Origin of the sequence: Raineyella fluvialis, assembly GCF_009646095.1 — a bacterium.
Classification (GTDB): Bacteria; Actinomycetota; Actinomycetes; order Propionibacteriales; family Propionibacteriaceae; genus Raineyella; species Raineyella fluvialis.
Genome location: NZ_CP045725.1, coordinates 3,598,394 through 3,624,719 on the forward strand (window position 1 = coordinate 3,598,394; position 26,326 = coordinate 3,624,719).

Sequence of the window (26,326 nt, forward strand, 5' to 3'; positions counted from 1 at the left end):
GCCCATGAGGAGCACCGCCACACCATCCACCGCAGGAGGCTCCGTGACCGCGCTCGACTACTCCCCCGCTCCCGGTGCCTCTCCGGCGGGACGCCGGGTGTGGAGCCACGCCCTGATCGAGACCAGGCTGATGGTCCGCAATGGCGAACAGTTGCTGCTGGCCCTGGTGATCCCGATCGCCTTCCTGGTCGGCGGGAAGTGGTTCGGCCCGGCGATGGGGCTGGGGTTCCGCGAACTCGCGCCCTCGGTCCTCGCCCTGGCCGTCTGGTCGACCTGTTTCACGTCGCTGGCCATCAACATCGGCTTCGAGCGCCGCTACGGGGTCCTCGAGCGCCTCTCCCCCACTCCGCTGGGCCGCGGCGGGCTGCTGCTCGGCAAGGCGATCTCCCTGGTGCTCGTCTCGATCGGCCAGTTGGCGATCCTCGCGGTGATCGCACTGGCCCTGGGCTGGCGACCGATCGGGGGGCTGCTGCCGACAGTGGTGAGCGCGATCACGACGGTCCTCGGCGGGCTCGCGTTCGCCGCGATCGGGATGCTGCTGGGCGGCACGCTGCGCGCCGAGGTCACGCTCGGGCTGGCCAACCTCATCTACCTTGTGCTGTTGATGGGCGGCGCCGTGATGCTGCCGCTCGGCCGATACCCCGGTGCCCTACGCCCCGTGGTCGGTCTGCTGCCCACCGCCGCGGTCGGCGAGACGCTTCGCGCCTGGTCCGACGGAGCGGTGCTCTGGCAGCCCCTCGTCGTAGGGTTGGTCTGGGCGGTGCTGGGCGCACTGGCCGCACGAAAGGCTTTCCGTTGGACATCATGACCCGGCTGTTCGGGACGACCCGCGCGCTGCGCGGCTGGTCCCTGGCCAATCTCATCGCCAACAGCGGCATCATCCTCACCGGCGGTGTCGTCCGCGTCACCGGCTCGGGCCTGGGCTGCTCGCAGTGGCCCAAGTGCACCACGGATTCGTACGTCACCCTGCCGGCGAACGGCCTGCACGGGATGATCGAGTTCGGCAACCGGCTGCTGACCTTCGTGCTCATCGTGATCGCCGTGGGCAACATCATCGCGGCCTTCCGGGCACGCGATCGCGGCGCCACGGTGCCTCGCGTCCGTGAACTGAGCATCCTGGTGATGGTCGGCATCGTCCTGCAGGCCGTGGTCGGTGGCATCACCGTGTGGGTGAAGCTCAGCCCCTACCTGGTGGCCGTGCACCTGTTGCTGTCGGCCGCTCTGGTCAGCATCTGCACCTGGCTCGTGCACCTGGCCTGGCACCGGGCCCAGAACGTCGCGAACCGCACCCTGGTCAACCTCACCCGGGCGGCGTTCGTCCTCACCTGGGTGGCGGTCTACCTCGGCACGCTGGTCACCGGATCGGGCCCGCACGCCGGCGACCTCTCCTCCCCCCGCACCGGCTTCGAGCTCGAGACGATCGCCAAGATCCACGCGATGAGTGTCTGGCTGCTGGTGGCCCTGTCGATCTACTTCGTCGTCAAGCTGCGCAGCCGCCAGTCGTACGAGTTGCTCGGCGTGCTCCTGCTGCAGGGCGCGGTCGGCTACATCCAGTACTTCGCCGGGCTGCCGCGGGGGTTGATCATCCTGCACCTGCTCGGGGTGTGCCTGGTGATCATCGCCGCGACGGCTCTGGTGCTGTCGGTCCGGCGGCCCACGGTCGTCCACGAGCACGATCGGGAGTCCCGGACGATCCCGGCCTGAGGTCGGCTGCGCCTGACGTGGCCTTCGCCGCCGGTCGGTATCGGCGACAACCGATCCGCCCGCAGGGTTGCGTCCCCAGTGCCCGGCGGATCAGCCTGAGAGGGTGAGGACGCCAGCACAATCCGGTGGCCGCCCGGTCGGTAGCCCGTCGACGACAACCGCCGCGACGGATGTGGCCGCTGCCGGGGCGCCCTACCGCTACCTCTGCTATGGACACGCCGCCTACTACCTGGTGACCGGACTGTGGCCCCTGGTCAGCATGAGGACCTTCATGGCGGTGACGGGGCCGAAGAACGACACCTGGCTGGTCAACACCGCCGGTCTCCTGATCTCTGCCATCGGGACGACGGTCGGTCTGGCGGGCCGCCGCGGCGATACGTCACCGGCGGTCGCCACGGTGGCGATCGGCGGCGCCGCCAGCTTGGCGGCGATCGACGTGGTCTATGCCTCCCGGCGAAGGATCAGCCCGATCTACCTGGTCGATGCCGCCGCCGAAGCAGGACTCATCGGGCTCTGGCTCCTGCTCCGGCCCCGGGCCGGGCGTCGCTGATCCCTCCTTTCGACGCCGGGACGCTGTTGCTCACCACGGGGCGATGACGCGGTTCAGCTCCAGACGCCCCTGCACCAGACGGGTCAACTTCGGGGGATCGGCGACGACGAACTGCGGATGCAGTTCGTGCAGCACCCGCAGCACGTCATCGGGCCGGACCAGCGGCTCCGCATGGGCGATCACCAGGTCCAGCATCGCCACGCCGTCCGTCGCGTACGCGCTGATGCCCTTGACATCGCCTCGCGCGTCGAACGTACGAGGGCCGTGCTTGGTCATCCGTTCCGTGGTCGCCTCATCGCGATCGAGGAAGATCCGCACCGCGTCGGCCATCGCCCGGCCGTCCGCCCCGGGCAACTCAACCCGCCAGACGGAGGCTTCGAGGCCGTCACTGATCCGGCCCGCCTCGGCTTCCCGGGCCTCCAGCAGCACCACCCCGTCGGGGAGCGCCTCGTTCAGGGCGTCGAGCACCTTGGCGGGATCGCAGGTCTCCGCCAGCCCGATCTCCAGGTACTCCGCCTCGCTGGCCGCCCCAGTGGGCGAGGAGTTCGCGTACGAGATGCGGGGGTGAGGATTGAAGCCGGACGAGTAGGCCATCGGTACGTGGGCCCGCCGCAGCGCCCGCTCGAAGGCGCGGACGACGTCGCGGTGCGACGTGAACCGCGCCCGGCCCCGCTTGGCGTAGCGGATCTGGAGCCGCTGGACCGGTGGGGCCTGCTGTTCGGGTTGCTGCTGGGTTGCCACGAGGCGCCAGCCTACCGGTGGCTGACGACCCTGACACGGTTCTCCCACCCGCGACGGGGAGATCGAGGTGAGGACGACCTGCCTACCCGGGATGTGTGTCTCCTCACAACGCCCGCCACGGTCCCGCCCACTGCAACGCACCGGAGGGCAGCAGGGGGCGACGGCCTATGGTGGAGGTCGGATGCGCCTGCGCAGGCGCATCCTGTCCCCGACGTGCAGCGGCGCATGGGTTCGAGGTGCTGATCTCCGCCCGACCTCCCAGGAGTCCTCCCGTGAATCTCGGCTGCTACGACACGCTCAACGGCCGCCCCGCCGTCCGCTTCACTCTGCACCATCCCCGCACGCCGCAGCGCGTCTGGCTGTCCGTCACCGAGACCGCCCGGCTCGACCGCTGGTTCCCCGCCCACGTGGCACTGGAACCCCGAGAGGGCGGCACCGTGTTCTTCGGCAACGACGGCTTCGACCCGATGCTCGGCACCGTCCTCGCCTACGAGGAGGCCGAACGGCTGGGCTTCACGTTCGGTGCGGACGAGGTCTGGTTCGACCTGGTACCGGACGGTGACTCCACCCTGCTGACGATGACGATCCTGCTCGCCGACGCCGACCTCGCCGCCCTCAACGCGGCCGGGTGGACGAACTGCCTGTCCCGTCTGGAACTGTGCCTGCAGGGCGAGGAACCTCGCGACCTGTACGCGTGGGAGGACGTCTACGATCAGTACGTCCTGGCCGGGATGCCGGCCGCCGGCGACGTCGACGGGCTCACCGCCGGCGAATGATCCGGACGCCGACCCACCACGGCCCGAGGCCGACCCCACCACGGGGAGTGTCGTAGTCCCTCGATAGACTCCCGGCCATGGGCACCGCTCCGTATGAGTTCACCCACGGCCCCGATGGCGCGACCGTGCACGTCCACGTGAGGGGGCGCGACGTGCTCGCGCTGCCCATGATCAACCAGGGCACCGCTTTCCGCCAGGCGGATCGGGAGGCCTTGGGGATCGCGGGCCTGCTACCGCCCGGCGTGACGACGCTGAACTCCCAGCTGAAGAAGGTCTACGAGCAGTACAGCGAGCAGCCCAACGACCTCGCCAAGAACAACTACCTCGAGGCGATGCACGACCGCAACGAGGTGCTCTACTACCGCATGCTGGCCGAGCATCTCGAGGAGATGCTGCCGATCGTCTACACCCCGACGATCGGTGAGGCGATCGAGAAGTACAGCTTCTGGATGCAGCGGCCACGGGGCGTCTTCCTCTCGATCGACCACCCGGAGGAGATGGCGCAGGCCCTCGGCGCGTATCGGCAGGCTCCTGAGGACGTGGACCTCGTCGTGGTGACCGACTCCGAGGGCATCCTCGGCATCGGGGACCAGGGTGTCGGTGGCGTCCGCATCGCTGTCGGCAAGCTCGCCGTCTACACGGCCGCCGCGGGCATCCACCCCAGCGCGTGCTGCCCGTCGTCCTCGACGTGGGCACCAACAACGTCGCCCTGCTCAGCAGTGAGCACTACCTGGGCGAACGACACTCCCGGATCCGGGGTGAACGCTACGACGCCTTCGTCCAGCAGTTCATGGAGACGGCCTCGGCGATGTTCCCGCACGCGATGATCCATTTCGAGGACTTCGGTGCGGCGAACGCCCACAAGATCCTCGAGACCTACCGCGGTGACTACTGCGCCTTCAATGACGACATCCAGGGCACCGCCGCCGTGGTGGTGGCAGCCGTGCTGTCGGCGTTGCGCGCCACCGGTGGATCGCTGAGCCAGCAGCGGATCGTCGTGCACGGCGCGGGCACGGCGGGTGTCGGCATCGCCGATCTCCTCCGCGACATGATGGTCGCCGAGGGACTGACGATCGACCAGGCCAACGCGCGCTTCTGGTGCCTGGGCTCACGGGGTCTGCTCCGGGAGGGGCTCGCCGACCGGATGCGACCGTTCCAGGTGCCGTACGCCCGGACCGAGGAGGAGATTGCGCACTGGGACGTCGCCACTCCGGGGCACTACGACCTCGCCGACGTGGTGGACAACGTGCATCCGACCGTCCTGATCGGCACGTCCGCCCAGCCAGGGACCTTCACCGAGCGGATCGTGCGGGAGATGGCCGCCCACGTCGAACGCCCGATCATCATGCCGTTGTCCAACCCGACGTCCAAGGCCGAGGCGGTCCCCGCCGACCTGCTGACCTGGACCGAGGGCCGGGCGCTGATCGCCAGCGGTTCACCGTTCGAGCCGGTCGAGCACGACGGAGTCGTCTACACCATCGCACAGGCGAACAACGCCCTGGTGTTCCCCGGCATCGGCCTGGCCGTCGCCGCCTGCCGTGCGACCAGGGTGTCAGACCGGATGATCGCCGCCTCGGCCCGGGCCGTCGCCTCGCTCAGCCGAGCCAAGGTCCGCGGCGCGTCGCTCCTGCCGGGGATCCAGGACCTGCGCGCCGTCTCCGCCACCGTGGCCCTGGCCGTCGTGGCGGCCGCCGAGGACGAGGGTCTCGCGGGACAGCCGCTGGAGGACCCGGTCCAGGCCATCTACGACAAGATGTGGACGCCGCTCTACCCGAAGATCGTCGCCGAGTGAGCTGACCCCGAATCGGATGCAGATGTGTTTCGGATCACACCGCCTGGGTAGCCTTTTGGATACCTAGTCCGGTGCCTTCCCAAGGTGTTCGCCGGGCGTGACACCACGAGGCGAAGCATGCTCAAGCCGGCGAGACCATCCAGGACTCGACGAGCCGAAGGCTTCGTCTTCGCGGACCCGTCGGGCCGCCGGTGGCGGAGCCTGCGGGTACTGATCGCGGTCCTCTCGGCAGGGCTGCTGGTCCTCTCCCTCGTCGCGGTGGCCTCCGGGCTCGTCTCACCGTGGAGCAGGAACGGCGCAACGGCCGCGGAATTGGTCAGTCGTGGCAACGTGACGACGTCGGTCGCGGTGGGCTCCGGTCCGGTGCAGCGCGTCCTGGCGGTCAAGCGGTCCCCGGGTGAGGTGTCGGGGGTCGATCCCGGGACCGACGCGGTCGTGCACCGCTTCACCGCGGACGAGATCCGCACGATCGGGGATGCCCAGTACGTCGACTACTTCTCCGGCTACGACACACTGCCCGCCAAGACCGTGTCCCTCACCTTCGACGATGGCCCCGACCCGCGCTACACCCCCGAACTGCTGGACGTCCTGGGCACCCAGCACGTCCCGGCGACCTTCTTCGTGATCGGCAAGAACGTCGCCAGGAATCCGCAGATCGTCCAGCGGATGGTGGCCGAGGGCCACGCCGTCGGCGACCACACCATGAACCATCCCGACCTGGCCGGCATCCCCGCGTGGCGCAACGCCTACGAGCTGGTCAGCACCGATCGCATCATCCGCGCGACTACCGGCATCGCCACCAGGTTGTGGCGGCTGCCGTACGACACCGGGGAGGGCGCCGACGCCGGACCTTCGACGGATTCCCTGCTGGCAGCGCAGCAGCGGGGGTACCTGCACGCCGGGTACGACTTCGACACCACCGACTGGGCGCTCGATCCCCAAGCCACCACGGCCGCCAAGGACATTCCACTCCCGGATTTCAGCTCCGACGATCACCTCACGGTCCTGCTGCACGACGCCGGCGGCCCCACCGGGAGAAGACGGTGGCGTACGTACGCGACTACCTGATCCCCGCCGCGCGAGCCCATGGCTACACGTTCACCACGCTGCCAGCATCGAGCAGCGCGTTCGCGAACGGCAATGTCCACGTCACCCCGAGCTGGGCGGACGAGGCGACACTGGTCGTGACGAAGACCCTGTACGTGTGGCCGACGTTCGTGATGCACGACCTCTTCCTGTTCACCGTGGCCCTCACCGCCGCCATCGGGCTGCTGAACATCGGACTTGCCTTCCTGCGCAGCCGTGAGGAACGCCGCTGGCGCGCACAGGAGGTGGCTCCCACGCGGACGATCCCCGTCACCGTCCTCCTCGCGGCCTACAACGAGGAGAAGCTCATCGAGCGGACCATCCGCACGGTGCTGGCCAGCAGCTATCCGATCAGCGAGGTGGTCGTCGTGGACGACGGCTCCACGGACGCCACGTCCGCCGTCGTCACCCGGCTGATGGCCCAGGACGCCCGGATCCGGCTCCTCCGGCAGCCCAACGCCGGCAAGTCGGCTGCCCTCAACCACGGGTTGACCACGACGCAGGGGGAGGTCGTCATCACCATCGATGCCGACACCATCGTCGGGGCGCAGACCGTGTCCCACTTGATGCGTCGCTACGAGCGTGATGCCGAGGGCCGCATCGGGGTGGTCGCCGGAGCCGTCCGGGTCGGCAACTACCGGAGCAACGTGCTGACCCGCTGGCAGGCGCTCGAGTACGTCACCCAGATCGGCATCGACCGTGCCGCCCAGGCCGTGCTGAACGCCATCGCCATCGTCCCCGGTGCCTGCACCGCCTGGCGCCGGGAGGCGATCCTGGAAGCGGGCGGCTTCAAGGACGACAACCTGGCCGAGGATGCCGACCTGGCCCTGACCCTGCACCGCCTCGGCTGGCGGGTGGACCAGGCCGGCGAGGCGTACGCGTTCACCGAGGCTCCTGACACCATGGACGACCTGCTGAAGCAACGCGTGCGCTGGACCTACGGGATCATGCAGGCGATGTGGAAGCACCGCAGCTTGTTGTTCAGCCGTCGCCATCCCGGACTCGGCTTCTTCGTCTACCCGATGTACATCCTCAATCAGCTGATCCCCCTGGTGTTCCTGCCGATCATCGTCGTGGTGACCGTCTTGTCCCTGGAGAACGGCGGGTGGCCCAAGATCGTGGAGTTCTTCGCGGCCTTCGTCGTCTACCAGTTCCTGGTGTCGTTCCTGGCCATCAGCTTCCTCGGGGAGGACCGCGGCCTGCTGCGGATCGTGCCCATCTACCGGGTGATCTACGAGCCGCTGCGGGCCTACCTGCTCTACGCCACGGTCGTCAGCGCGCTCAAGGGAATCCAGATGCGGTGGAACCGGGTGCATCGCACCGGATCCGTCGATCCCCACCTGGGGGCGGCCGCGCAGCGCCACGGCACGGTCGCGCCCGTTGGCCTCACGCCTGAGGCGGAGCGGCCGGGGGCGCCTGCACCAGGAGGTCCTCGATGACCCTCTCCACTTCCTCCCGCCGTCCGGTCGCGGACGCCGGGGCTCTCCGCGCGGACCGCTCGCCTCAGCGTCCTCCCGTCACAGCGTCCCCCGTTGCCGGCGGCCCCGGAGACGTCGCGAGCACCGCCGGCCCACGGCGTGCGTCACGGGCAGCGGGAACCGAGCGGGACGGTTACCTGGACGTCCTGCGTACGGCGGCGCTGCTGCAGGTGTTCGCCCTGCGCTTCTCCGACGCGGCGTGGCTGCCGATCATCTTCCCGTCCACGGGACTCCTGTTCGCCATCGGTGGCTCACTGATGGCATCGTCCCTGGACCGGAGCCCCGGAAGGGCCGGTAAGGTCCTGCGACAGCGGTTGCGCCGGCTGCTCCCGCCCTTGTGGATGCTGGGCCTGGTGGTGATCCCCCTGATGGTGGCCACCGGGTGGCAGACGACGCTCGAGGGCACCCGGGCCCCAGGGCCGAGCCTGTTGTCCTGGATCCTCCCGCTGACCCACCCACCTGATTCCGATGCCGGTGCCGACACGACGGCAGTGCTCTGGTTCCTGCGCACCTACCTGTGGTTGATGCTGATGTCGCCCGCCCTGCTCTGGCTGTCGCGACACTGGCCGCGGATCATGTACCTGCTTCCGCTCGTCGTCCTCCTGCTCGTCGACGGCAGCCTGATCCAGCTCGAGGGTGACGTCGGGGAGAGCGTCCTGTCCGTGGTCACCTTCGTGGCTTGCTGGATGCTCGGTTTCGCCCACCATGACGGTTCGCTGCGTCGGGTGCGGATGTGGAAGATCCTGGCAGGCGGCCTGTTGTTGTGCGCGGCCGGGGTCGCCTGGGCCGTGCGGTACCCCGTCGGCAACGCCGCCCTGCCGAACGTCTCGGACATCCCGGTCGCCGAGGCCCTCTTCAATCTCGGGTTCACCATGATCCTCCTGCGACTTCCGACCCGGCTGGCGGTCGTCGAGCGTCGTCCGCTCCTGCGGGCCGTCTTCACCGGGATCGACCGCAGGCTGCTGACCATGTACCTGTGGAGCAGCATCGCGATGGACCTGGCGATGGCGGCTCTGCGGCGCCACCTCATCCCCCCACCCCTCGTCGAGGGTCCGTGGAGTCCCTTCGTCCCGGTAGGGGTGACCCTCGTCGTCCTTGCCGGCTTCGTCGTGACTCTCGGTTGGGTGGAGGACATCGCGATGCGGCGCCGGCCCCAGGTGTGGCCCACGTCCGGGCGGGCGAGCCGTCCTCGGGCCTATCCGCGTCGGGCGATCGCCGAGCGTGGCTGAGGGATCAGGCTCGGGCGTGAAGCCGCAGGATCACGCTCCCGACCGGAGGCGGTCGGCACCGAGCCCTCCCTCGGCCCGGCCCCGTCGGGCGGGGCGGTTGCTGCGCCGCGGGGTCGCGCTGCTGGTCCTCCTCCTCATCGTCCTGAGCGCTCTGATCTCCCTCGAACCCAGGCTTCCCCGCCACAGCGCGTTCGTACGGTGTGTCTCACCGCTGGCCCTGAACGGTGATCTGCGTAGCAATCCGCGCAAGCAGGAGGTCGCCCAGATGATGGTGGGCTCGGCGGAGAACTCGTCGGTGTACTGGGAGGACCAGGTCGGGTTCATCCAGTACAACGTCGAGGGCAACGATCAGTGGAACCGTGGGTACACCGGCGGGATCATCGGCTTCACGTCGAAGACGCACAGCATGGCCGAACTGGTCCGTCGCTACGTCGCCGCCCAACCGCACGACAACGCACTGGCGCCGTTCCTGCCGGCGCTCGAGGCGGTGGACGGGACGTCCTCGGCGCAAGGCCTCGGGCCGGACTACGTCGAGGCATGGAAAGCGGCCGCCGCGGATCCGGTCTTCCGCGACGCGCAGTGGCGACTGGCCCACGAGTGGTATCTCGCACCTGCCCTGCAATCCGCCGAGGCGGACGGACTGCGTTCGCTGGGGCAGTTCGCCTACTACGACGCGATGGTCCAGCACGGCAGCGGTGGGTTCGCCATCATCCACGCCGACGCCCTGCAGCGTGCCACCCCGCCCTCCCGAGGGGGCGACGAGGCGACCTGGTTGGATGCCTGGTTCAGCGCTCGGGAGGCGTACCTGGCCCGGGAGGTGTCGGCCAGCACGGCGACACGGGTGTCGACCGCGCAACGAGGTCTCCTGGCCGCCGGCAAGCTGCGGCTGCGCGCCCCGCTGACCTGGGACGTCTACGGCGACCACTACCGGATCGAGGTCGCCCCCTTCTGCGGCATGTCCTGACGGTGCCCCCCCCGGAAGTGACCGTTCGGGCCGAGTCGTTCGCTCAGTCCGCCGCGAGGGGGTTGCGCACCGGCGTGAGCGGCAGGAGCGTACGCCCCGTCGGGCCGACCTGGATCTCGGTGTCCATCTGCGGGCAGACGCCGCAGTCGTAGCAGGGGTTCCAGCGGCAGTCGTCGACCGGCTGCTCGTCGACGGCGTCCTGCCAGTCGTCCCACAGCCAGTCGCGGTCGAGGCCGGCGTCGAGGTGGTCCCACGGGAGCACCTCGTCGTAGTCGCGTTCGCGGGTGGTGTACCAGTCGACGTCGACGCCCGCGGCCGGCAACACCTGCTCCGCGGCGGCCATCCACCGATCGTACGAGAAGTACTCCGACCAGCCGTCGAAATGGCCACCGTCACGCCAGACCGCCTCGATCACGGCGCCGACCCGGCGGTCGCCGCGTGACAGCAGGCCCTCGACAATGCCGGGCTTGCCGTCGTGATAGCGGAATCCGATCGAGCGGCCATAGCGCTTGTCGGCGCGGATGATGTCACGCAGCCGCCCGAGGCGGCGGTCCGTGGTCTCGGCATCGAGCTGAGCGGCCCACTGGAAGGGGGTGTGCGGCTTCGGCACGAACCCGCCGATCGACACTGTGCACCGGATGTCCTTGCGGCCCGACGCCTGGCGGCCGGTCTCGATCACCTTGCGGGCGAGATCGGCGATGGCGAGGACGTCCTCGTCGGTCTCCGTCGGCAGGCCGCACATGAAGTACAGCTTCACGTTGCGCCAACCGTTCGAGTACGCGGTGGCGACCGTCCGGATCAGGTCCTCCTCGTCGACCTGCTTGTTGATCACCCGGCGCATCCGCTCGGACCCGCCCTCGGGGCGAAGGTCAGGCCCGATCGACGGCCGTTGCGGGACAGTTCGTTGGCGAGGTCGATGTTGAAGGCGTCCACACGGGTCGACGGCAGCGAAAGGGACACGTTCGACCCGTCGTAGCGGTCCGCGAGCTGCTTGGTGACGTCGGCGATCTCAGAGTGGTCGGCCGAGGACAGGGACAGCAGCCCGACCTCCTCCAGGCCGGTCGCCTCGAGACCCGCCTGCACCATCGCACCGATCGTCTCGATCGACCGCTCCCGGACCGGGCGGGTGATCATCCCGGCCTGGCAGAACCGGCAGCCGCGGGTGCAGCCGCGGAAGATCTCCACCGAGTAGCGCTCGTGCACGGTCTCGGCCAGCGGGACCAGCGGATGCTTCGGGTAGGGCCAGTTGTCGAGGTCCATCAAGGTGTGCTTGCGGATCGAGTAGGGCACCGTCGGCCGGTTCGGCGCGACCCGGCGGATCCGGCCGTCGGGGAGGTAGTCGACGTCGTAGAACTTCGGCACGTAGACGCCGCCAGACTCGGCCAGGCGTAGCAGCAGACCGTCGCGGCCGTCCGGGCGGCCCTCGGCCTTCCACTCACGGATGACCGCCGAGATCGCCAGCGAGACCTCCTCCCCGTCGCCGAGCACCGCGGCGTCGAGGAAGTCGGCGATCGCTTCCGGATTGAAGGCGGCGTGGCCGCCGGCGAGGACGATGGGGTCGTCCTCGCCGCGCTCGGCGGCGTGCAGCGGGACGCCGGTCAGGTCGATCGTCTCGAGCATGTTGGTGTAGCCGAGCTCGGTGGAGAAGCTGAAGCCGAGCACATCGAAGGCCCGTACGGGTCGGTGGGTGTCGAGAGTGAACTGCGGCACGCCGGATTCGCGCATCATCGCGGCCATGTCGGGCCAGACGGTGTACGTACGCTCCGCGAGGATCCAGTCGCGCTCGTTGAGGATCTCGTAGAGGATCGCCACGCCTTGGTTCGGCTGGCCGATCTCGTACGCATCCGGGTAGGACAGGCACCAGCGGACCTCGGTGGCGTCCCATTCCTTGACGACGGAGTTCAGCTCGCCGCCTACGTACTGGATCGGCTTGCTGACCCGCGCCAGCAGGGGCTCGAGTCGGGGGAACAGTGACTCAGGGCCGCTGCTCTCGCTCAGGTGCAGGTGGCTGGTCGCGGTGCTCATAGGGTCCCAGGGTATCTCCCGGCCACCGGATCTCCGAGTCCCCGACCGGTGGCGGGTACGCCGGGGCCGGTGGTGGCAGCAGCGCGAGTCCGGGCGCGGCCGTCCGGACCACCCCGCGCCGGCGGCGGACCAGGTCGGCGAGGAAGACGAGTCCGGTGATTAGAACGATCGGGACGAGTGATGCGGCGGATCCCGTGCCCGCCCCGCGGTCACCGATGGCGGAGTAGTCCCCGGTCAGGACGACGGGGACGAGCGCCGCGAGGTTGTTCACGGCATGCAGGACGACGGCCGACTCCAGGCCACCCGTTCGCCAGACGAGGGCGCTCTGGATCAGCGCGAACAAGAAGTAGAAGACGTTGAGCCACGGGTCGGCGGCGCTGTGCGCCAGCACGAAGAGCAGCGACGACACCACCACGCCGAGCGCTGCCCCGAGGCGGGCGCCGGGCACCATCGCGGCGACGCACCGAGGCACCAACCCTCGGAAGGCCCACTCCTCCCCCGCCGCCTGCAGCGGTGTGGTGAGCAGGGTCAGCGCCAGCATCGTCCAGACCGAGGGCGGCCAGGGCGGCGCCGGAAGGCCACCCTCGATCAGGGTCTCGATGCCCAGCAGGAGCACCAGGGGGACACCCACGACCAGGACGGACCAGCCGAGCCAGCGCCAGCGGAACCGGCCGGCCACCGATGAGAGCCAACCCGCGCTCTGGCCGAAGAACGCCCGGTTCACCAGGATCGCCAGCGGGATGAGGAGGGCCAGCCCGACGTTGTTGCCGATGAACAGCCCGGGGCCGATGGGGATCCTCCCCTGGGCGGCGCCTTGGAGATCCGCGACGGTCACGGTCCGGAGGACCAGGTCGACGACGAGGCCGCCGACGGCCACGACCCCCCGACGACGACGTAGCCGATGACCAGTACGAGAATCGCGAGGACACCCTTCCACCAGCGATAGCGCGGTGTCCGGAGGAAGCCGTAGTAGTCCTGGGCCTCCAGCGGGAGCGAGGCGGCGGGTGGCAGGGCTGGGCGCACGGTCAGGCCTTCCGATCGGTGCCGGCCGCGCCGGCGGTGCGGTCGGTGCGGGCTCGCTCGGCGACCGCGAGGGCGAGTTCGTCGGCGACGAGGGAGCGTGGATCGATCAGCCGCGCCCGGTAGCCGGTGCGGGCCACCACGTGGGAGGCCAGGGTCACGGTCATCATCTGCAGGACCGTCACCAGCAGCAACAGGAAGAAGGCCGACCAGGTCCGCACGTGCAGGACGACCCCGAGCAGGAGCACGACGATGCCGAGGCTCTGCGGCTTGGCGGCCGGGTGCATCCGCGAGACCAGGTCGGGAAATCGGACCAGTCCCACGGCCGCAGTCAGGCAGAGCAGCGCACCCACCAGGCAGAGCAGGGCGGCGAGCAGGTCCAGGACCGCCCCGATCATGACTCGCCCCCGTCCTGCGCACGGTATCGCGCCCCGGGGCCCGCTCGCCGCGGACGGTGGTCCGGCGGCCCTCGGCGCGGCGTCGGGCACGTCGCCCGGCCTCCTCGGCAGACCCTGGCACCTGGTCATGGACGAAGCGGGCCATCGACACCGCCCCGATGAACCCGACCAGTGAGAGCGCCAGCAGGATAGGCAGCGTGGTGAGCCGATCGGTGAGCACGATCTGGAGGGCAAGTCCGCCCACGGCGACCCCGACGACCAGGTCGCTGGCGATGATCCGGTCCAGGCTGGTGGGACCCTTAGCCAGCCGCACCAACGTGACGGCCGCAGCCAGGGCAAGCACGACGACGGCCACGACGGCCACCACCAGCTGCACGGCCTCGAGCCTCTGCACGACGTTCACCGGATCACCTCCATACCTCATCAACCCCGTACCTGATCCAACCGCCATATCTGATAAGCCCCATACTCAGCCGAGCTCCTGGCCGGAAAGGGGCCCGGCGAGTGCCGCGACCTCCTCGTCGGTCCCGAACGCCCGGATGACCCGCTCCTCGACCGTACGGACCGAGGCGTACGCCTCCTCCAGGTGCGCACCGTCGCGGACGTCGAGGACGTGGACGAAGACCTCGGCCGGGACCCGCATCTGTTCCACCACGACCGACCCGGGCACCAGGCCGATGAGCTCGACGATCATCGCGATCAGCAGGTCGGAGTTGGTCCGCAGCCGCACCCCGACGATGGCACTACGGACCGGCCGGCGCCAGGCCAGCGCGAGGACGGCCACCCGCCAGGAGGACACCGTGAGGTCGACCAGGGTCAACAGGACCAGCCTGACCAGCGCGAGTACCCGGATCCGCCCCCGGAAGCGGATCACCGGCAACGGGAACAACCACGCCACCGCCCCGGTGACCACCAGGCCCCCGAGGATCGTCTTCAGGTCGGCCTGGCCCCACAGGATGCACCAGACGATGACGCCGATCAGGATGGAGCGGCCTCCCGGCCGTGCCCGCCGGGTCGGCGTACGTTCCGCGGCTGCGCCACGACGTTCCTGGGTCATCGCACCCCCTGCGGGAGCACGGCGGTGATGTAGTCACCGTGGCGGGCGTCGTGGGCCGCACGGTCGGTGAAGCCGTACATCGACCCGCCGAAGACGGTCAGCGCCAGACCGACCGCCACCAGCATGCCCGCGACGACAGCCATCGACGGCTGCAGCGGGAGGCCGGCCTCGACCATCTTCCCGTCCTCGTTCTCGGCCAGGGGCATCGCCTGCCAGAAGGCCCGGTTCCAGATCTTCGCGACCGCGAAGAGGCTGAGCAGACTGGTCAGCAGGACGGCTGCCACCCCGACCCCGGCGAGCCAGTCGTGGGTGCCGACGCCGGCGCGTACGAGTCCGACCTTGCCGAGGAACCCCGACAGCGGGGGGATACCGGCGAGGTTGAGCGCGGGCACCAGGAACAGGGCCCCGAGCACCGGGGAGGCGGAGGCCAGGCCACCCAGTTCATTGAGTGAGGTCGACCCGCCGCGTCGCTCGATCAGCCCGGCGACGAGGAACAGCGCCGTCTGCACGAGGATGTGGTGCACGGTGTAGAAGATCGCGGCCGACAGCCCGGCCTCGGAGTCCAGCGCGATCCCGAAGATCATGTAGCCGATGTGGCTGACCAGCGTGAACGACAGGATCCGCTTGATCTCGCCCTGGGCGATCGCGCCGAGGATCCCGAGCACCATGGTGAGGATGCCGATCACCATCATCGGCACCCGCAGGGCGCCCTCGGGGAACAGCACGGTCTGGGTCCGGATGATGGCGTAGACCCCGACCTTGGTGAGCAGGCCCGCGAACACGGCGGTGACGGGGGCGGGGGCCGTGGGATAGGAGTCCGGCAACCAGGCCGACAGCGGGAACACCGCGGCCTTGATGCCGAAGACGGTGATCAGCAGGAGGTGGATGACCTGCTGGACCTCGGGCGGCAGGGCGGCGAGGCGCACCCCGGCCAGCGCCATGTTGACCGTGCCCGTCGCGGCGTACACCGCCGCCAGCGCGACCAGGAAGAGCAACGAGCTGACCAGCGACACCACCACGTACGTCGTTCCGGCGCGGATCCGATCCCCCGTGCCGCCCAGGGTCAGCAGCACGAAAGAGGCGAAGAGCAGGATCTCGAAACCGACGTAGAGGTTGAACAGGTCGCCGGTCAGGAAGGCGTTCGACACTCCCGCGGTGAGCGCCAGGAAGGTTGGGTGGTAGATGGAGATCGGCGTCTCCCGGCGGCGCTGTTCCTCTTCCTGCCCCAGGGAGAACACCAGGACCAGCAAGCAGATCACCGACGACACCAGCAGCAGCACCGTGGAGAGTCGGTCGGCGACCAGCGAGATGCCCTGGGGAGCCGGCCAGCCGGCGACCCAGGTCACCTGGGGTCCGTCACGGTCCGCCAGGTACACCAATCCGCCCGCGACGGCGACGATCGCCGACAGCACGCTCACCGAGACGGCGCGCTGCGCCATCGGTCGCCGTCCCAGGATCAGCGTGAGTCCCGCGCCGAACAGGGCGAGCAGGATCGGCATCGGCACCAGCCAGCTCATCGGTCGCCCTCCCGCGGATCGCCCGGTCGTGCCGCCCCAGTCGTCTCGTGGGTGTCGCTGCCCGCTTCCTCACCCGGCTCGCCGTGGGTGACGCCGGCGTCGTACGACTCGGAGGCCTCGTCGAGCAGGGCCAGGCGCCGGATCACGGCGTCCTCGACATCGTCCTGGACCTCGTCGTGGCCGTTCACCTGGAACGCCCGGTAGGCCATCGTCAGCAGGAACGCGGTGGTCGCCAGGGTGATGACGATCGAGGTGAGCACCATCGCCTGGGGCAGCGGATCGGTGATCCGGTCCGCTGCACTGAGGCCGATGAACGCGGGGAGCCCGGCCCGTCCGGCGATGATCGGGTAGAGCAGGTTGACGCCGTTGGAGGCGAGCAGGATCCCCATCAGGATCCGGGTCAGCGAGCGCTCGAGGAGGAGGTAGACCCCGCACGCGATCAGGAAGCCGGAGACGAGCAGCAGGGTGATGTTGGGTTCCATCACACCTCCGACTCTTGGGGTTCCTCGAAGGGACGACCGGGGAGCCGCAGCGCGCTGCGGCCGCCGCGGACCCCGCCACCCTCCGCCGGTCGCGGAGCGCGATCCTGCTCGGTCTGGACGTCGATGCCCGAGCCCAGCGAGCGGGCGATGTCGAGCAGCAGGCCGATGACGACCAGGTAGACACCGATGTCGAAGAAGACCGAGGTCACCACGTGGATGTCGCCTAGGAGTGGCCAGACCCGCCCGAAGGCATGCAGCTCGGCAAGGGCGGGGACATGGATGTCGAGCGCGTACGACTCCAGGATCGAGCCGCCGACCGCCAGCGGCGCGACGGCAGCCCCGACCGCCACGACCATGCCGGAGCCCAGCACGATGCCGGCGTCGACGGGGGCCGCGTCGTCGAGTTCGTGACGCCCACCGGCAAGGTAGCGCAGCACCAGGGCGAGCCCGGCGATCAGGCCGCCGGCGAAGCCACCACCGGGGTGGTGGTGGCCGGACATCAGCACGTAGACCGAGGCGATCACCATCACCGGGAAGAGCAGGCGGGTGACCACCTCCATCACCAGTGACCGGCGCAGTGGCGAGAGGGTCTGCCCACCCCGCAGCCAGGAATAGCCGCGCTTGCCGCGGACCTCCTGGGCCGCGAGCTCTCGCGTCTCGGCCGGCGTCCTGAAGGCGTAACGGGCCCGGATGAAGATCAGTGAGGCGACACCGGTCGCGGCGATCAGCAGCACGGAGATCTCACCGAAGGTGTCCCAGGCGCGGGCGTCGACGAGGGTGACGTTGACGATGTTCGTCCCGTGGCCGATCTCCCACGCCTGGGTGTACAGCGCTGTCGAAACCGGCTCAGCTACCCGCGCGGTGGTGGCCACCAGCACCACGCCGACGACGGTGGCGCCGACGGCCGTCGCCAGCACGATGCGCCACCAGCGCATCGAGGTGAGCGGGCGGTCGGTGAAGTACTTCGGCAGCTTCCGCAGCACCAGGACGAAGACGACGATCGAGACGGTCTCGGTGAGGACCTGGGTGAGCGCCAGGTCCGGAGCCCCGTGGATGAGGAAGAGGAGGGCCAGTCCGTAACCGGTGACGCCGACGAGGATGACGGCCTTGAGGCGGCCGCGGGAATTGGCGGCGAGCCACGCGGCCACGCACATCACCGCACCGACGATCGCCTGCACCGGTGTGTCCCACAGCCGCACCCCACTGCCGAGACCCGTCTGGGTGAAGACCTCGGTGCCGGTGAAGAGCACAAGCATCCCCAGGATCGCGGCGAGATAGAGCGGCAGCGAGCCCGGCTGGACCCGCGCGGTCACCTCGACCGCGAACCGGTCCAGCCACCTGATCAGCCGGTGGAACGTCTGCTGTGCCGGTGGGATGGCGGGCAGGGTCTCCTGCATCACCGCCACGCGGGTGCGGAACAGGAACATCACTGCGCCGAGGACCCACACCGAGACGGACAGGGCGAGCGCCGGGGTGGGGCCGCTCCACAGCGCCAACCCGTGAGAGCGTGCCCCGACACCGAGGGCTTCGCCGTAGGGCGTGATGATCGCCGTCCATTCCGGGCCCACCGACCCCAGCACCAGACTGGCCGCCCCCAGGATCACGGGGGCAGCGGCGAACCCGAGCGGCACCGCGTGCACCGGCCTCGGCTTGGCGACCGTGCGCTTCGTGGCGAAGGCTCCCCACAGGAAGCGGGCGGTGTAGGCCACGGTGAGAACCGACCCCACGACGAGCAGTCCGGTCATCGCGATCGACGGGCCCGGGAGCATCCCCGTACCGTCCGAGGCAGGGTCGACGACCCAGTTCACGGCCGCTTCGAAGGCGGCCTCCTTGGCCAGGTAGCCAGCGGTCGGCGGCAGTCCCGCCATCGACAGCCCGGCGAGGGTGGCGGCCGTGGCGACCCAGGGCAGCTGACGGCCCACACCGGAGAGTTCACGCAGGTCGCGGGTCCCGGTGGAGTGGTCGACGATGCCGACGGCGAGGAAGAGGGTCGACTTGAACACCGCGTGCGCCACGAGCAGGGCGAGCCCGGCGACCGCGCCGGCCCGCGTTCCGGAGCCGAGCAGGACGATGAGGAAGCCGAGCTGGGACACCGTGCCGTACGCCAACAGCAGCTTGAGATCGACCTGGCGCAAGGCCCGGTACCCCCCGAGGACCATGGTCAATGCGCCCACCGTCATCAGCAGGGGGCGCCAGCCGGGCACGCCCGCGAACCCGGGGGCCAAGACGGCGATGAGGTACACCCCGGCCTTGACCATCGCGGCGGAGTGCAGGTAGGCGGACACCGGGGTCGGCGCCGCCATCGCTCCGGGCAACCAGAAGTGGAACGGCACCTGGGCGGACTTCGTCAGCGCCCCGAGCAGGACCAACAGGACGGCACCGACCACGTACGGCCCCCGCGGTGCGGCGTCGACCACGGCGCCGAGCGAGTAGCTGTGTGCCGAGCCGCCCAGCATCACCAGGCCGGCCAGCATCGCCAGGCCTCCCGCGCTGGTGACCACCAGGGCGGTCAGCGCCGCGCCGCGGTTCGCCGCCCGCAGCGGGTTGTGGCCGACGAGCAGGTAGGAGAAGACGGTGGTCAGTTCCCAGAAGACGTAGAGGTAGAGCAGGTTGTCGGCACTGACCAGGCCGAGCATCGACCCGGCGAAGGCCACCAGCAGCCCGGCCACCCTGGCCTGCGGCCGGCCGCGGCTGAAGTACCAACGGCAGTAGACCAGGATGAGCGCGCCGATGACGCTGACGACGAGCCCGAGCACCCACTGGACCAGGCCGATCCGCAGGTCGAACGTGAGGCCGATGCCCGGCACCCAGGCCCGGTGCACGACGTACGACCCGCCCCCGAGGATCGTGCGGTGCAGCCCGAGGAGCCACACGGCGGTGGCCGCCGGGGCGAGGGCCATCAGCAGAAAGACGCGCCGGCCCAGCAGGCGGGTGAGCGCCGGGGCCAGGATCGCCAGTCCGAAGTGGACGGCGATCAGCGACGTCACTGACCGCCCGGCCCGGAGGCCAGGGAGGGGAACCAGAGGGCGATCTCGCGGGCAGCGCTTTCCGGGCTGTCGGACCCGTGGACAAGGTTCAGCTGGTTCGACAGGGCCCAGTCACCACGAATGGTGCCGGGGGCGGCCTTGCGGCCATCGGTGGCGCCGTTGAGCCCGCGGACCGCCTCCACCGCCTGGTCACCTTCGAGGACGAGGGCGACGAGCGGGCCGGACGTGATGAAGTCCCGCAGATCGGGGTAGAACGCCCGCTCGAGGTGCTCGGCGTAGTGCGCATCGGACAGGGCCGCGTCGATCGTCCGCAGCTCCAGCGCCACGATCCGCAGGGACTTCCGTTCGTAGCGCTCCAGGATCGTGCCGACGAGTCCCCGCGCCACGGCGTCGGGCTTGATCAGGACGAGGGTGCGCTGCGCTTCGGTCATGGGGCCACCCTAGCGGACGCTGTGGGCCGGGCGGCGGGTGCCGAGGACGCGGCGAGGAGGCTGCAGGTGGACACGCACGGGGTGCGGCTCAGGCGGTGCGGCTGGCCTCGATCCGGCGACCGAGCACGAAGCAGGCCACGTACAGACCCGCGAAGATGGCGCCGACGACGTACATCACCGGGCTGACGATCCCCAGCGCGATCCCGACCAACTGGGTCAGCCAGCCGAGCAGCTGACCGCACGGACGCCTGATCGTGACCCCCGCGACGAGGGCGAGCATTGCGGCCGAGCCGGCGAGGGCGCCGGCCGTGACCGGGCGCACGCCGTCAATCATGATCATCACCGCCAGCGACAGGCCGAACACGACGACCTCGAAGTAGAGGGTCATCATCAGGACCCTGATCATCGGGTTGTCCTTGCGCAGCAGCACGGTCAGTCCTCCCCCTCGGCACCCCAGGCGGTGGTGCCGATCTCCAGTTGGGCCTCGTCGTCGGTGGCGGCGGCCCGGGCGGCGACGCGGCTCTCCCCCGCGGCTCGCTCGCCGGGTACGAGGATCCCACGTGCCTCGCCGATTCCGATCACTGTGCCGGTGACCAGAATGCCCGGGGTCGGGGGCAGGTCCTCCTCGCCGGCCAGCAGCTCGGGGTCAATGCCTTCGGCCATCAGGGTGTCGGCGATCATCGTGGCCCGCTCCAGCGCGTCCGCCATCGTCGCCGCGACGCTCACCCGGTCACCGCCGAAGACCTCGCGGGCCAGTTCGCCCAGTTCCTCCGGCGAGAGGGCTCGGTCGGTGGCGGCCACGGTGGTGACGACCACCTGGTGCATCACCGGTTCGAGGGTTTCCAGGACCTGGCGCACGTCCTTGTCCCGCATCGCCGCGACGACACCGATCAGCGGATTGAAGGTGAAGGCCTCCTGGATCGTCGCGACGACCGCGGCGGCCCCGTGCGGGTTGTGTGCCGAGTCGAGGACGATCGTGGGAGAGGTCCGGACCACCTCCATCCGACCCGGCGCGATCACCTGATCGAGTCCGTCCTGGATCACCTCCGGGGTGAGCGCCTTCATCCCGAGGAACGTTTCCACCGCGGCGATGGCCAGTGCGGCGTTGTGCGCCATGTGTTCCCCGTAGAGCGGCAGGTGCAGGTCGCGGACGGGGCCGGAACTGGCGTTCACGGCGATCACCTGCCCACCGAGCGCGGGGGCTCGGTCGATCAGGCCGAAATCCACGCCCTCCGCCGAGAGCAGCGACCCGGTCTCGGTGGCGCGCCGCAGCAGGACGGTGGCCGCCTCGAGCTCCTGGCCCGCCGTCACGACATGGCTGCCCTCCTTGATGATCCCGGCCTTCTCGGTGGCGATCTCGGTGAGCGTGTTGCCCAGGATGTGCATGTGGTCGTAGCTGATCGGGGTGAAGACCGCCACCGTGGCATCGGCGACCGAGGTGGCGTCCCAGCGCCCACCCATGCCCACCTCGACGATGGCCACGTCGACCGGAGCATCGGCGAAGGCCGCGTACGCCATCGCCGTGATCACCTCGAAGAACGTCATCGGGATGCCGTCCAGCCGCTGCTCGTCCACCATGGCCACGTACGGGGCAATGTCCTCCCAGACCTCGTCGAAGCGCTCGACGCTGATCGGCGCCCCGTCGATGCTGATCCGCTCCCGGACGTCGGTCAGGTGCGGCGAGCTGAAGCGGCCGGTGCGCAGACCCATCGCGCGCAGCAGGGCTTCGATCATGATGGCGGTGCTGCCCTTGCCGTTCGTGCCGGTGATCTGGATCACCGGCGTCGCGTGCTGCGGGTCGCCCAGCAGCTCGCACAGCGCGCTGATCCGCGACAGGGACGGACCGACGCGGTGTTCGGGCCACCGGGCCATGAGTCGCGCGGCCAGTTCACGGTGGCGGGCGTCGCCGGCGAGGAGGGAGTCCGGGTCACGGGAGATGTCAGACATAGCGCGTCGAGTCTAGACCGCTCCTCGTCGTCCGGCATGGCCTCGTCGTCCGGCATGGTCTCGGCCTCAGTGACAGTGGTTCTTGCGGCGTCCGCGGCGGTACTGCATGGTGGACCCGAACAGCGGAGGGAGGCCTGATGCGCACAGCCGGCCACCTGCGCCCCCGGCGCCTCCTGGCCACCCTGGTGGCCGTCCTGGCGCTCCTCGTCGCCCTGCCGACCGTCGCCCATGCGCACACGCTGCTTCAGGACAGCGAGCCGAGGGCAGCCGAGACGATACCGACGGCGCCGGCACGGGTGACCCTGACCTTCAGCGAACCGGTCCAGCCTGCGTCGACGGCCCTCACGGTCCTCGACGACCACCTCCGGCCCGTGGCCACCGGTCCCCTGGAGGGTGACTCGGGTGGGACGAGCGTGTCCGTCTCACTGCCGCCACGGCTGGCCCCCGGCACGTACACGGTGTCCTGGCGGGTCATCTCAGAGGACACGCACGCGGTCTCCGGATCGTTCCGCTTCTCCATAGGCGCCCCGACGACGGTCACCGGGACGGCGCCCGGCGCAGGCGCCCGGAGCACCACACTGACGGCACTCCTGGGGCTCACGCACGGCTTGGGTTACGTCGGTCTGGCGCTCGGTCCGGCGCTCCTCTTCGCGGTCCTGGTCCTGTGGCCGGCTGGGCTGTCGGACCGTCGGGTGCAGACGCTGATCTGGACGGGTCTGGGGCTGCTGTTCGTCAGCACGGTCGGAGCCCGGTTGTACCTCGCACTGCAGGTCACCGGGCTCCCGTTCAGCACGCTCTGGATGTCACCGGACGATCTGGACACCCATTCGCCGCGCTTCGACCTGCTGACCGATCTCCGCTTCTACCTGACGATCGCGCTGGTGACCATCCTGGTCGCCGCCCTGTTCCAGGGGCCGATGGAATCGGGCCGCCCGAGTGTCGGGCCCGCCGGGGCTGTCCGGGCGGCGCCAGGCGGGCGGCGCCCACTCCTCCTGATCGGCGCCACGGTCCTCGCCTGGCTCGGGCTCCTGGTGACCTCGGCCCTGGCCGGACATTCGGCGACCGGTGACCTCGCCCCACTGGCGATCGGCGTCAAGGTCCTGCACCTGGCGGCGATGTCGCTGTGGTTGGGCGGCCTGGCCCTGGTGGTGACGGCGGTCGCGGCGCCCGGACGGCACGCCGAGGTGGCGGTGGTCATGCCGGCGTTCTCCCGGCTCGCTTTCACCAGCGTGCTGGTCATCGTGGCGACGGGCGGCTACCTGACGCTCCGCGAGGTCGGCCTCTCTTTCGGAGCACTGACGACGACGGACTACGGCAGGCTGCTCCTGCTCAAGGTGTCCGCTGTCGTCGTGCTCGTCGCCCTCGGCAACCTGGGTCGCCTGTGGGTCCGCCGTCACCTCGCGGGGCCGGCGGCGGATGCCACCGTCCCGGACGGCCGGGACGCCCCCACCGGCCCCGGCCCGGTGACGTACGGCCCTCGGGACGTGTCGCGCCTGCGCCGGGGAGTCTCCGCCGAGGTCGTCATCGCGCTGGTCGTCCTGGGGTTGACCTCGGCCCTGGTCGGCGTCCCGACCGCCCGGCAGGACTACGCGCCTCCCTTCCACACCACCGTCACCGCCCCGGGTACGAGGACGGATGTCTACATCGCGAAGCCCAAGGTCGGCGACACCACGCTGCGGGTCCGGGTCACCTCACCGGACGGGGCCCCGATCGGAGTACAGGCCATGACAGCGACGATCACCGCGTCATCGTCCGACGCGGCCCCGATCGCCCTCGTGCCGGCGAACGGTTCCGGTGCCTCAGCGGACGGACGCACCGACTTCCCGGTCAGCTTCCCCTCAGTCGGGAGCTGGACCATACGGCTCACCATCCGGACGTCAGAACTGGACGCCACCGCCCTCTCCACGAAGGTCACCATCACATGACGATGAGAAGAATCCTCGCCACCGCCGTCGCGGGGCTGGCTCTCCTCGCCGCGGGCACCGCCACCGCGTTCGCCCACGTCGAAGTGAAGAGCGACAAGGCCACCGCCGGCGCCACCGACGTCACGCTGACCTTCTCGGTCCCGAACGAGAAGGCCGGGCTCTCGACCACCTCGGTCGACCTGGTGCTCCCCAGCGATCATCCGCTGGTCGGGGTCTCCGCCGTTCCGCAGAACGGATTCACCCCGACCGTGACCAGCCGGACGGTCTCCACCCCGGTACCGGGCCGGTCCGGCCCGGTCACCGAGGTCGCCGACCGGGTGACGTTCTCCGGCGGCACGATCACCGGCACGGAGGAGAAGCCCTTCGCGATCAGGGTGGACAAGCTGCCCGACGGGGTCTCCTCCCTGACGTTCAAGGCCATCCAGCATTACTCGGACGGCTCGACGGTCGCCTGGATCGAGGTGGCCGCCGACGGTCAGGCCGAGCCGGAGAATCCGGCTCCCGTCCTCACACTCACCGTCCCCGCCGGCCAGAGCGCCAGCGCATCCCCCGTGGCCAGCACAGCGGCCACCGCCTCCCCGAGCCCGGCATCCGCGACGGCAGGGTCCTCGTCGCCCTGGCCCTGGATCGCCCTCGTCGCGATCTTCGCCGTGGCCGGTGTCGTGGTCGCCGTACGGACGCTGCTGGCGCGCGGAAGGCATTGACGCGGATAAGGGGCGACGGAACCGGGCACGTTAGACTCCCGGTCATGAGTCCAGCCACACCACCTCTCGGCACCACGGACAGCGAGGCTGTGGCACGACCGACGTCGGAGCGGCACCTGCTCGACTGGATCGGTCTGGCGTGCCGTCTCGGCCTGGGTGGTGTGCTCGTCGTGGCCGGCGCCCTCAAGGTCAGTGATCTGGAGCAGTCCGTGCTCGCGGTGCGGGGATACCAGATCCTACCGTACGACCTTGCCGTCGTCGTCGGCTACGCGCTGCCTCCGCTGGAGATCATCGTCGGGCTGCTGCTGATCGCCGGCCTGTTCACCCGATGGGCGGCGCTGATCGGCGGCCTCTTCATGGCCGCGTTCATCACCGGCATCACTCAGGCGTGGGTGCGGGGGCTGACGATCGACTGCGGCTGCTTCGGTGGCGGCGGCCAGGTCGCGGCCAACCAGACGAAGTACGGCCTGGAGATCCTCCGCGACGTCGGCCTGATGGCGTTGGGTGTGTTCCTCGTCGTCCGCCCCCGCACACCCTTCGCTGTGGAGCACCGGCTGTTCGGTCTCCCGCTCGTCCTGCCCGACGACCACAGCGACGGGACCGACTGAGGCCCGCCCCCTTCCGGCCGTGTACGACGGCCGGGATCCGACCCGCCCGCCCACGACCAGAAAAGGCCCTCGATGAGCAGCAAGAACCAGGCAGGCCCCACGTCCGCGACCAACCGTCGCGCCCAGATGCGCGCCGAGGCGGAGGCCGCCGCGCAGCGCGCCCGGACCCGCAAGATCGTCATCACCGCCCTGTCGGTGGTGGTCGTGGCCGTTCTCGTGATCGGCGGGCTGGTGTTGGCTCAGAGCCGTGGCAAGCAGTCGGCGAACGGGATCCTGCCCCCGAACACGACGTCCGCCGGCAACGGCATCATCGTCAATCCTGGTAAGGCCGAGGGCAAGCCTGTCGTCGAACTGTTCTTCGACTACCAGTGCCCCGGCTGCGGGAGCCTGGAGCGCTCGGCCGGCCAGTACATCCTCGGCGGCGCCCAGAAGGGCGACTACCAGCTCATCTATCGGCCGATGATCTTCCTCGACACCAACCTGCGCAACGACGCCTCGCTGCGCGCCGCCAACGCCGCCGCCTGCTACGCCCAGGCAGGCGGGGACTACCCGGCCTACCACCAACTGGTGTTCAACAACCAGCCGGCCAAGGAGGGGCAGGGTTACACCGACGACCTGCTGCGCAACCAGCTGCCGAGTCAGCTCGGCATGAACGGTGACCAGCTGACCCAGTTCCAGAAGTGTTTCGACGCCGGCACCTTCAAGGGCTTCGCACAGCAGACGAACACCGCCGCGGCGAAGGACGGCATCACGAGTACTCCCACGGTCCGCGTGAACGGCAAGAACCTCGACCTGTCGACGATGACCGCGCCCGACCAGTTCCCGGACGCCGTGGCCAAGGCTGCCGCGGCCAAGTGACCCACTCCTGACAGTCTTCTCGCCCCCGCCCCGGATGTGCGTGGGGG

The 26,326-nt window shown here is 69.9% G+C and carries 23 protein-coding genes and 3 pseudogenes; 13 read left to right on the forward strand and 13 right to left on the reverse strand.

What is annotated here, in order from left to right:
• Positions 1-4 precede the first annotated feature (4 nt).
• The 3 genes from Rai3103_RS16625 to Rai3103_RS16635 all read left to right on the forward strand — a co-directional run bounded on the left by Rai3103_RS16625 (position 5) and on the right by Rai3103_RS16635 (position 2,254).
• Entirely contained in the window at positions 5-808 is an 804-nt protein-coding gene (locus Rai3103_RS16625) for an ABC transporter permease (RefSeq protein WP_194793187.1), read from the forward strand.
• A complete protein-coding gene (locus Rai3103_RS16630) occupies positions 805-1,704 on the forward strand; it encodes a COX15/CtaA family protein (RefSeq protein WP_153573498.1) in 900 nt (299 codons plus the stop codon). Before Rai3103_RS16625 ends, Rai3103_RS16630 begins: the two co-directional genes overlap by 4 nt.
• A gap of 103 nt (positions 1,705-1,807) precedes the next feature.
• The gene (locus Rai3103_RS16635; protein ID WP_228489012.1) at positions 1,808-2,254 is read left to right on the forward strand and encodes a hypothetical protein; all 447 of its coding nucleotides are present in this window, start codon (positions 1,808-1,810) and stop codon (positions 2,252-2,254) included.
• A gap of 30 nt (positions 2,255-2,284) precedes the next feature.
• Here the strand turns inward: Rai3103_RS16635 and Rai3103_RS16640 are convergent, their stop codons facing one another.
• Positions 2,285-2,995, reverse strand: a complete 711-nt coding sequence (locus tag Rai3103_RS16640; RefSeq protein ID WP_153573499.1) for a TIGR03936 family radical SAM-associated protein — start codon at positions 2,993-2,995, stop codon at positions 2,285-2,287.
• A 272-nt stretch (positions 2,996-3,267) separates the two neighbouring features.
• Here Rai3103_RS16640 and Rai3103_RS16645 point away from each other — a divergent pair, with 272 nt between their 5' ends.
• The 6 genes and pseudogenes from Rai3103_RS16645 to Rai3103_RS16670 all read left to right on the forward strand — a co-directional run bounded on the left by Rai3103_RS16645 (position 3,268) and on the right by Rai3103_RS16670 (position 10,320).
• Positions 3,268-3,771 (forward strand): SRPBCC domain-containing protein, encoded by a 504-nt coding sequence (locus tag Rai3103_RS16645; RefSeq protein ID WP_194793188.1) that lies wholly within the window; start codon positions 3,268-3,270, stop codon positions 3,769-3,771.
• 77 nt (positions 3,772-3,848) lie between these two features.
• Positions 3,849-5,563 (forward strand): annotated as a pseudogene (locus tag Rai3103_RS16650) (NAD-dependent malic enzyme).
• Between the two features lie 117 nt (positions 5,564-5,680).
• Positions 5,681-6,631: a polysaccharide deacetylase family protein gene (locus Rai3103_RS16655; RefSeq protein ID WP_153573501.1), complete on the forward strand. Its 951-nt coding sequence runs from the start codon at positions 5,681-5,683 to the stop codon at positions 6,629-6,631.
• Positions 6,607-8,088 carry a glycosyltransferase family 2 protein gene (locus Rai3103_RS16660; protein ID WP_153573502.1) on the forward strand — a complete coding sequence of 494 codons (1,482 nt, stop codon included), beginning with the start codon at positions 6,607-6,609 and terminating at the stop codon, positions 8,086-8,088. The genes Rai3103_RS16655 and Rai3103_RS16660 overlap by 25 nt, the downstream gene beginning before the upstream one ends.
• Complete coding sequence (locus Rai3103_RS16665; protein ID WP_153573503.1) at positions 8,085-9,356, forward strand: acyltransferase family protein; 1,272 nt, start codon at positions 8,085-8,087, stop codon at positions 9,354-9,356. Before Rai3103_RS16660 ends, Rai3103_RS16665 begins: the two co-directional genes overlap by 4 nt.
• 16 nt (positions 9,357-9,372) lie before the next feature.
• Positions 9,373-10,320, forward strand: coding sequence for a chitosanase (locus tag Rai3103_RS16670; RefSeq protein WP_153573504.1), 948 nt, complete (start codon positions 9,373-9,375; stop codon positions 10,318-10,320).
• A gap of 43 nt (positions 10,321-10,363) precedes the next feature.
• Here the strand turns inward: Rai3103_RS16670 and Rai3103_RS16675 are convergent.
• The 12 genes and pseudogenes from Rai3103_RS16675 to Rai3103_RS16725 all read right to left on the reverse strand — a co-directional run bounded on the left by Rai3103_RS16675 (position 10,364) and on the right by Rai3103_RS16725 (position 22,184).
• Positions 10,364-12,345 (reverse strand): annotated as a pseudogene (locus Rai3103_RS16675) (TIGR03960 family B12-binding radical SAM protein).
• Entirely contained in the window at positions 12,296-13,222 is a 927-nt protein-coding gene (locus Rai3103_RS16680) for a CPBP family intramembrane glutamic endopeptidase (protein WP_153573505.1), read from the reverse strand. The pseudogene Rai3103_RS16675 and the gene Rai3103_RS16680 overlap by 50 nt, the downstream one beginning before the upstream one ends.
• The gene (locus Rai3103_RS17100; RefSeq protein ID WP_194793370.1) at positions 13,177-13,368 is read right to left on the reverse strand and encodes a hypothetical protein; all 192 of its coding nucleotides are present in this window, start codon (positions 13,366-13,368) and stop codon (positions 13,177-13,179) included. Before Rai3103_RS17100 ends, Rai3103_RS16680 begins: the two co-directional genes overlap by 46 nt.
• Positions 13,369-13,370: 2 nt before the next feature.
• Entirely contained in the window at positions 13,371-13,763 is a 393-nt protein-coding gene (mnhG, locus tag Rai3103_RS16685; RefSeq protein ID WP_194793189.1) for a monovalent cation/H(+) antiporter subunit G, read from the reverse strand.
• Between the two features lie 142 nt (positions 13,764-13,905).
• Positions 13,906-14,214, reverse strand: a pseudogene (locus Rai3103_RS19155) (MrpF/PhaF family protein); the annotation flags it as partial.
• An 18-nt stretch (positions 14,215-14,232) separates the two neighbouring features.
• The gene (locus Rai3103_RS16695) at positions 14,233-14,820 is read right to left on the reverse strand and encodes a Na+/H+ antiporter subunit E (protein ID WP_153573507.1); all 588 of its coding nucleotides are present in this window, start codon (positions 14,818-14,820) and stop codon (positions 14,233-14,235) included.
• Positions 14,817-16,337, reverse strand: a complete 1,521-nt coding sequence (locus Rai3103_RS16700; protein ID WP_153573508.1) for a Na+/H+ antiporter subunit D — start codon at positions 16,335-16,337, stop codon at positions 14,817-14,819. Before Rai3103_RS16700 ends, Rai3103_RS16695 begins: the two co-directional genes overlap by 4 nt.
• The gene (locus tag Rai3103_RS16705; RefSeq protein ID WP_153573509.1) at positions 16,334-16,819 is read right to left on the reverse strand and encodes a Na(+)/H(+) antiporter subunit C; all 486 of its coding nucleotides are present in this window, start codon (positions 16,817-16,819) and stop codon (positions 16,334-16,336) included. The genes Rai3103_RS16700 and Rai3103_RS16705 overlap by 4 nt, the downstream gene beginning before the upstream one ends.
• On the reverse strand, positions 16,819-19,806 hold the full coding sequence (locus Rai3103_RS16710; protein WP_153573510.1) for a Na+/H+ antiporter subunit A: 2,988 nt from the start codon (positions 19,804-19,806) through the stop codon (positions 16,819-16,821). The genes Rai3103_RS16705 and Rai3103_RS16710 overlap by 1 nt, the downstream gene beginning before the upstream one ends.
• Positions 19,803-20,237 (reverse strand): nucleoside-diphosphate kinase, encoded by a 435-nt coding sequence (ndk, locus tag Rai3103_RS16715; RefSeq protein ID WP_153573511.1) that lies wholly within the window; start codon positions 20,235-20,237, stop codon positions 19,803-19,805. Before ndk ends, Rai3103_RS16710 begins: the two co-directional genes overlap by 4 nt.
• Before the next feature lie 88 nt (positions 20,238-20,325).
• Positions 20,326-20,667 carry a DUF4233 domain-containing protein gene (locus Rai3103_RS16720; RefSeq protein ID WP_228489013.1) on the reverse strand — a complete coding sequence of 114 codons (342 nt, stop codon included), beginning with the start codon at positions 20,665-20,667 and terminating at the stop codon, positions 20,326-20,328.
• 2 nt (positions 20,668-20,669) lie between these two features.
• Positions 20,670-22,184 carry a bifunctional folylpolyglutamate synthase/dihydrofolate synthase gene (locus tag Rai3103_RS16725; protein ID WP_153573512.1) on the reverse strand — a complete coding sequence of 505 codons (1,515 nt, stop codon included), beginning with the start codon at positions 22,182-22,184 and terminating at the stop codon, positions 20,670-20,672.
• Positions 22,185-22,321: 137 nt separating this feature from the next.
• Between Rai3103_RS16725 and Rai3103_RS16730 the strand changes: the two genes are divergently transcribed.
• From Rai3103_RS16730 to Rai3103_RS16745, 4 genes are all read left to right on the forward strand, one after another.
• Positions 22,322-24,109: a copper resistance CopC/CopD family protein gene (locus tag Rai3103_RS16730; protein ID WP_153573513.1), complete on the forward strand. Its 1,788-nt coding sequence runs from the start codon at positions 22,322-22,324 to the stop codon at positions 24,107-24,109.
• 2 nt (positions 24,110-24,111) lie between these two features.
• Positions 24,112-24,813, forward strand: a complete 702-nt coding sequence (locus Rai3103_RS16735) for a YcnI family protein (protein ID WP_194793190.1) — start codon at positions 24,112-24,114, stop codon at positions 24,811-24,813.
• 44 nt (positions 24,814-24,857) lie between these two features.
• Positions 24,858-25,421 carry a MauE/DoxX family redox-associated membrane protein gene (locus tag Rai3103_RS16740; RefSeq protein ID WP_153573515.1) on the forward strand — a complete coding sequence of 188 codons (564 nt, stop codon included), beginning with the start codon at positions 24,858-24,860 and terminating at the stop codon, positions 25,419-25,421.
• Positions 25,422-25,493: 72 nt separating this feature from the next.
• Positions 25,494-26,279, forward strand: a complete 786-nt coding sequence (locus tag Rai3103_RS16745) for a DsbA family protein (RefSeq protein WP_153573516.1) — start codon at positions 25,494-25,496, stop codon at positions 26,277-26,279.
• Positions 26,280-26,326: the final 47 nt, after the last annotated feature.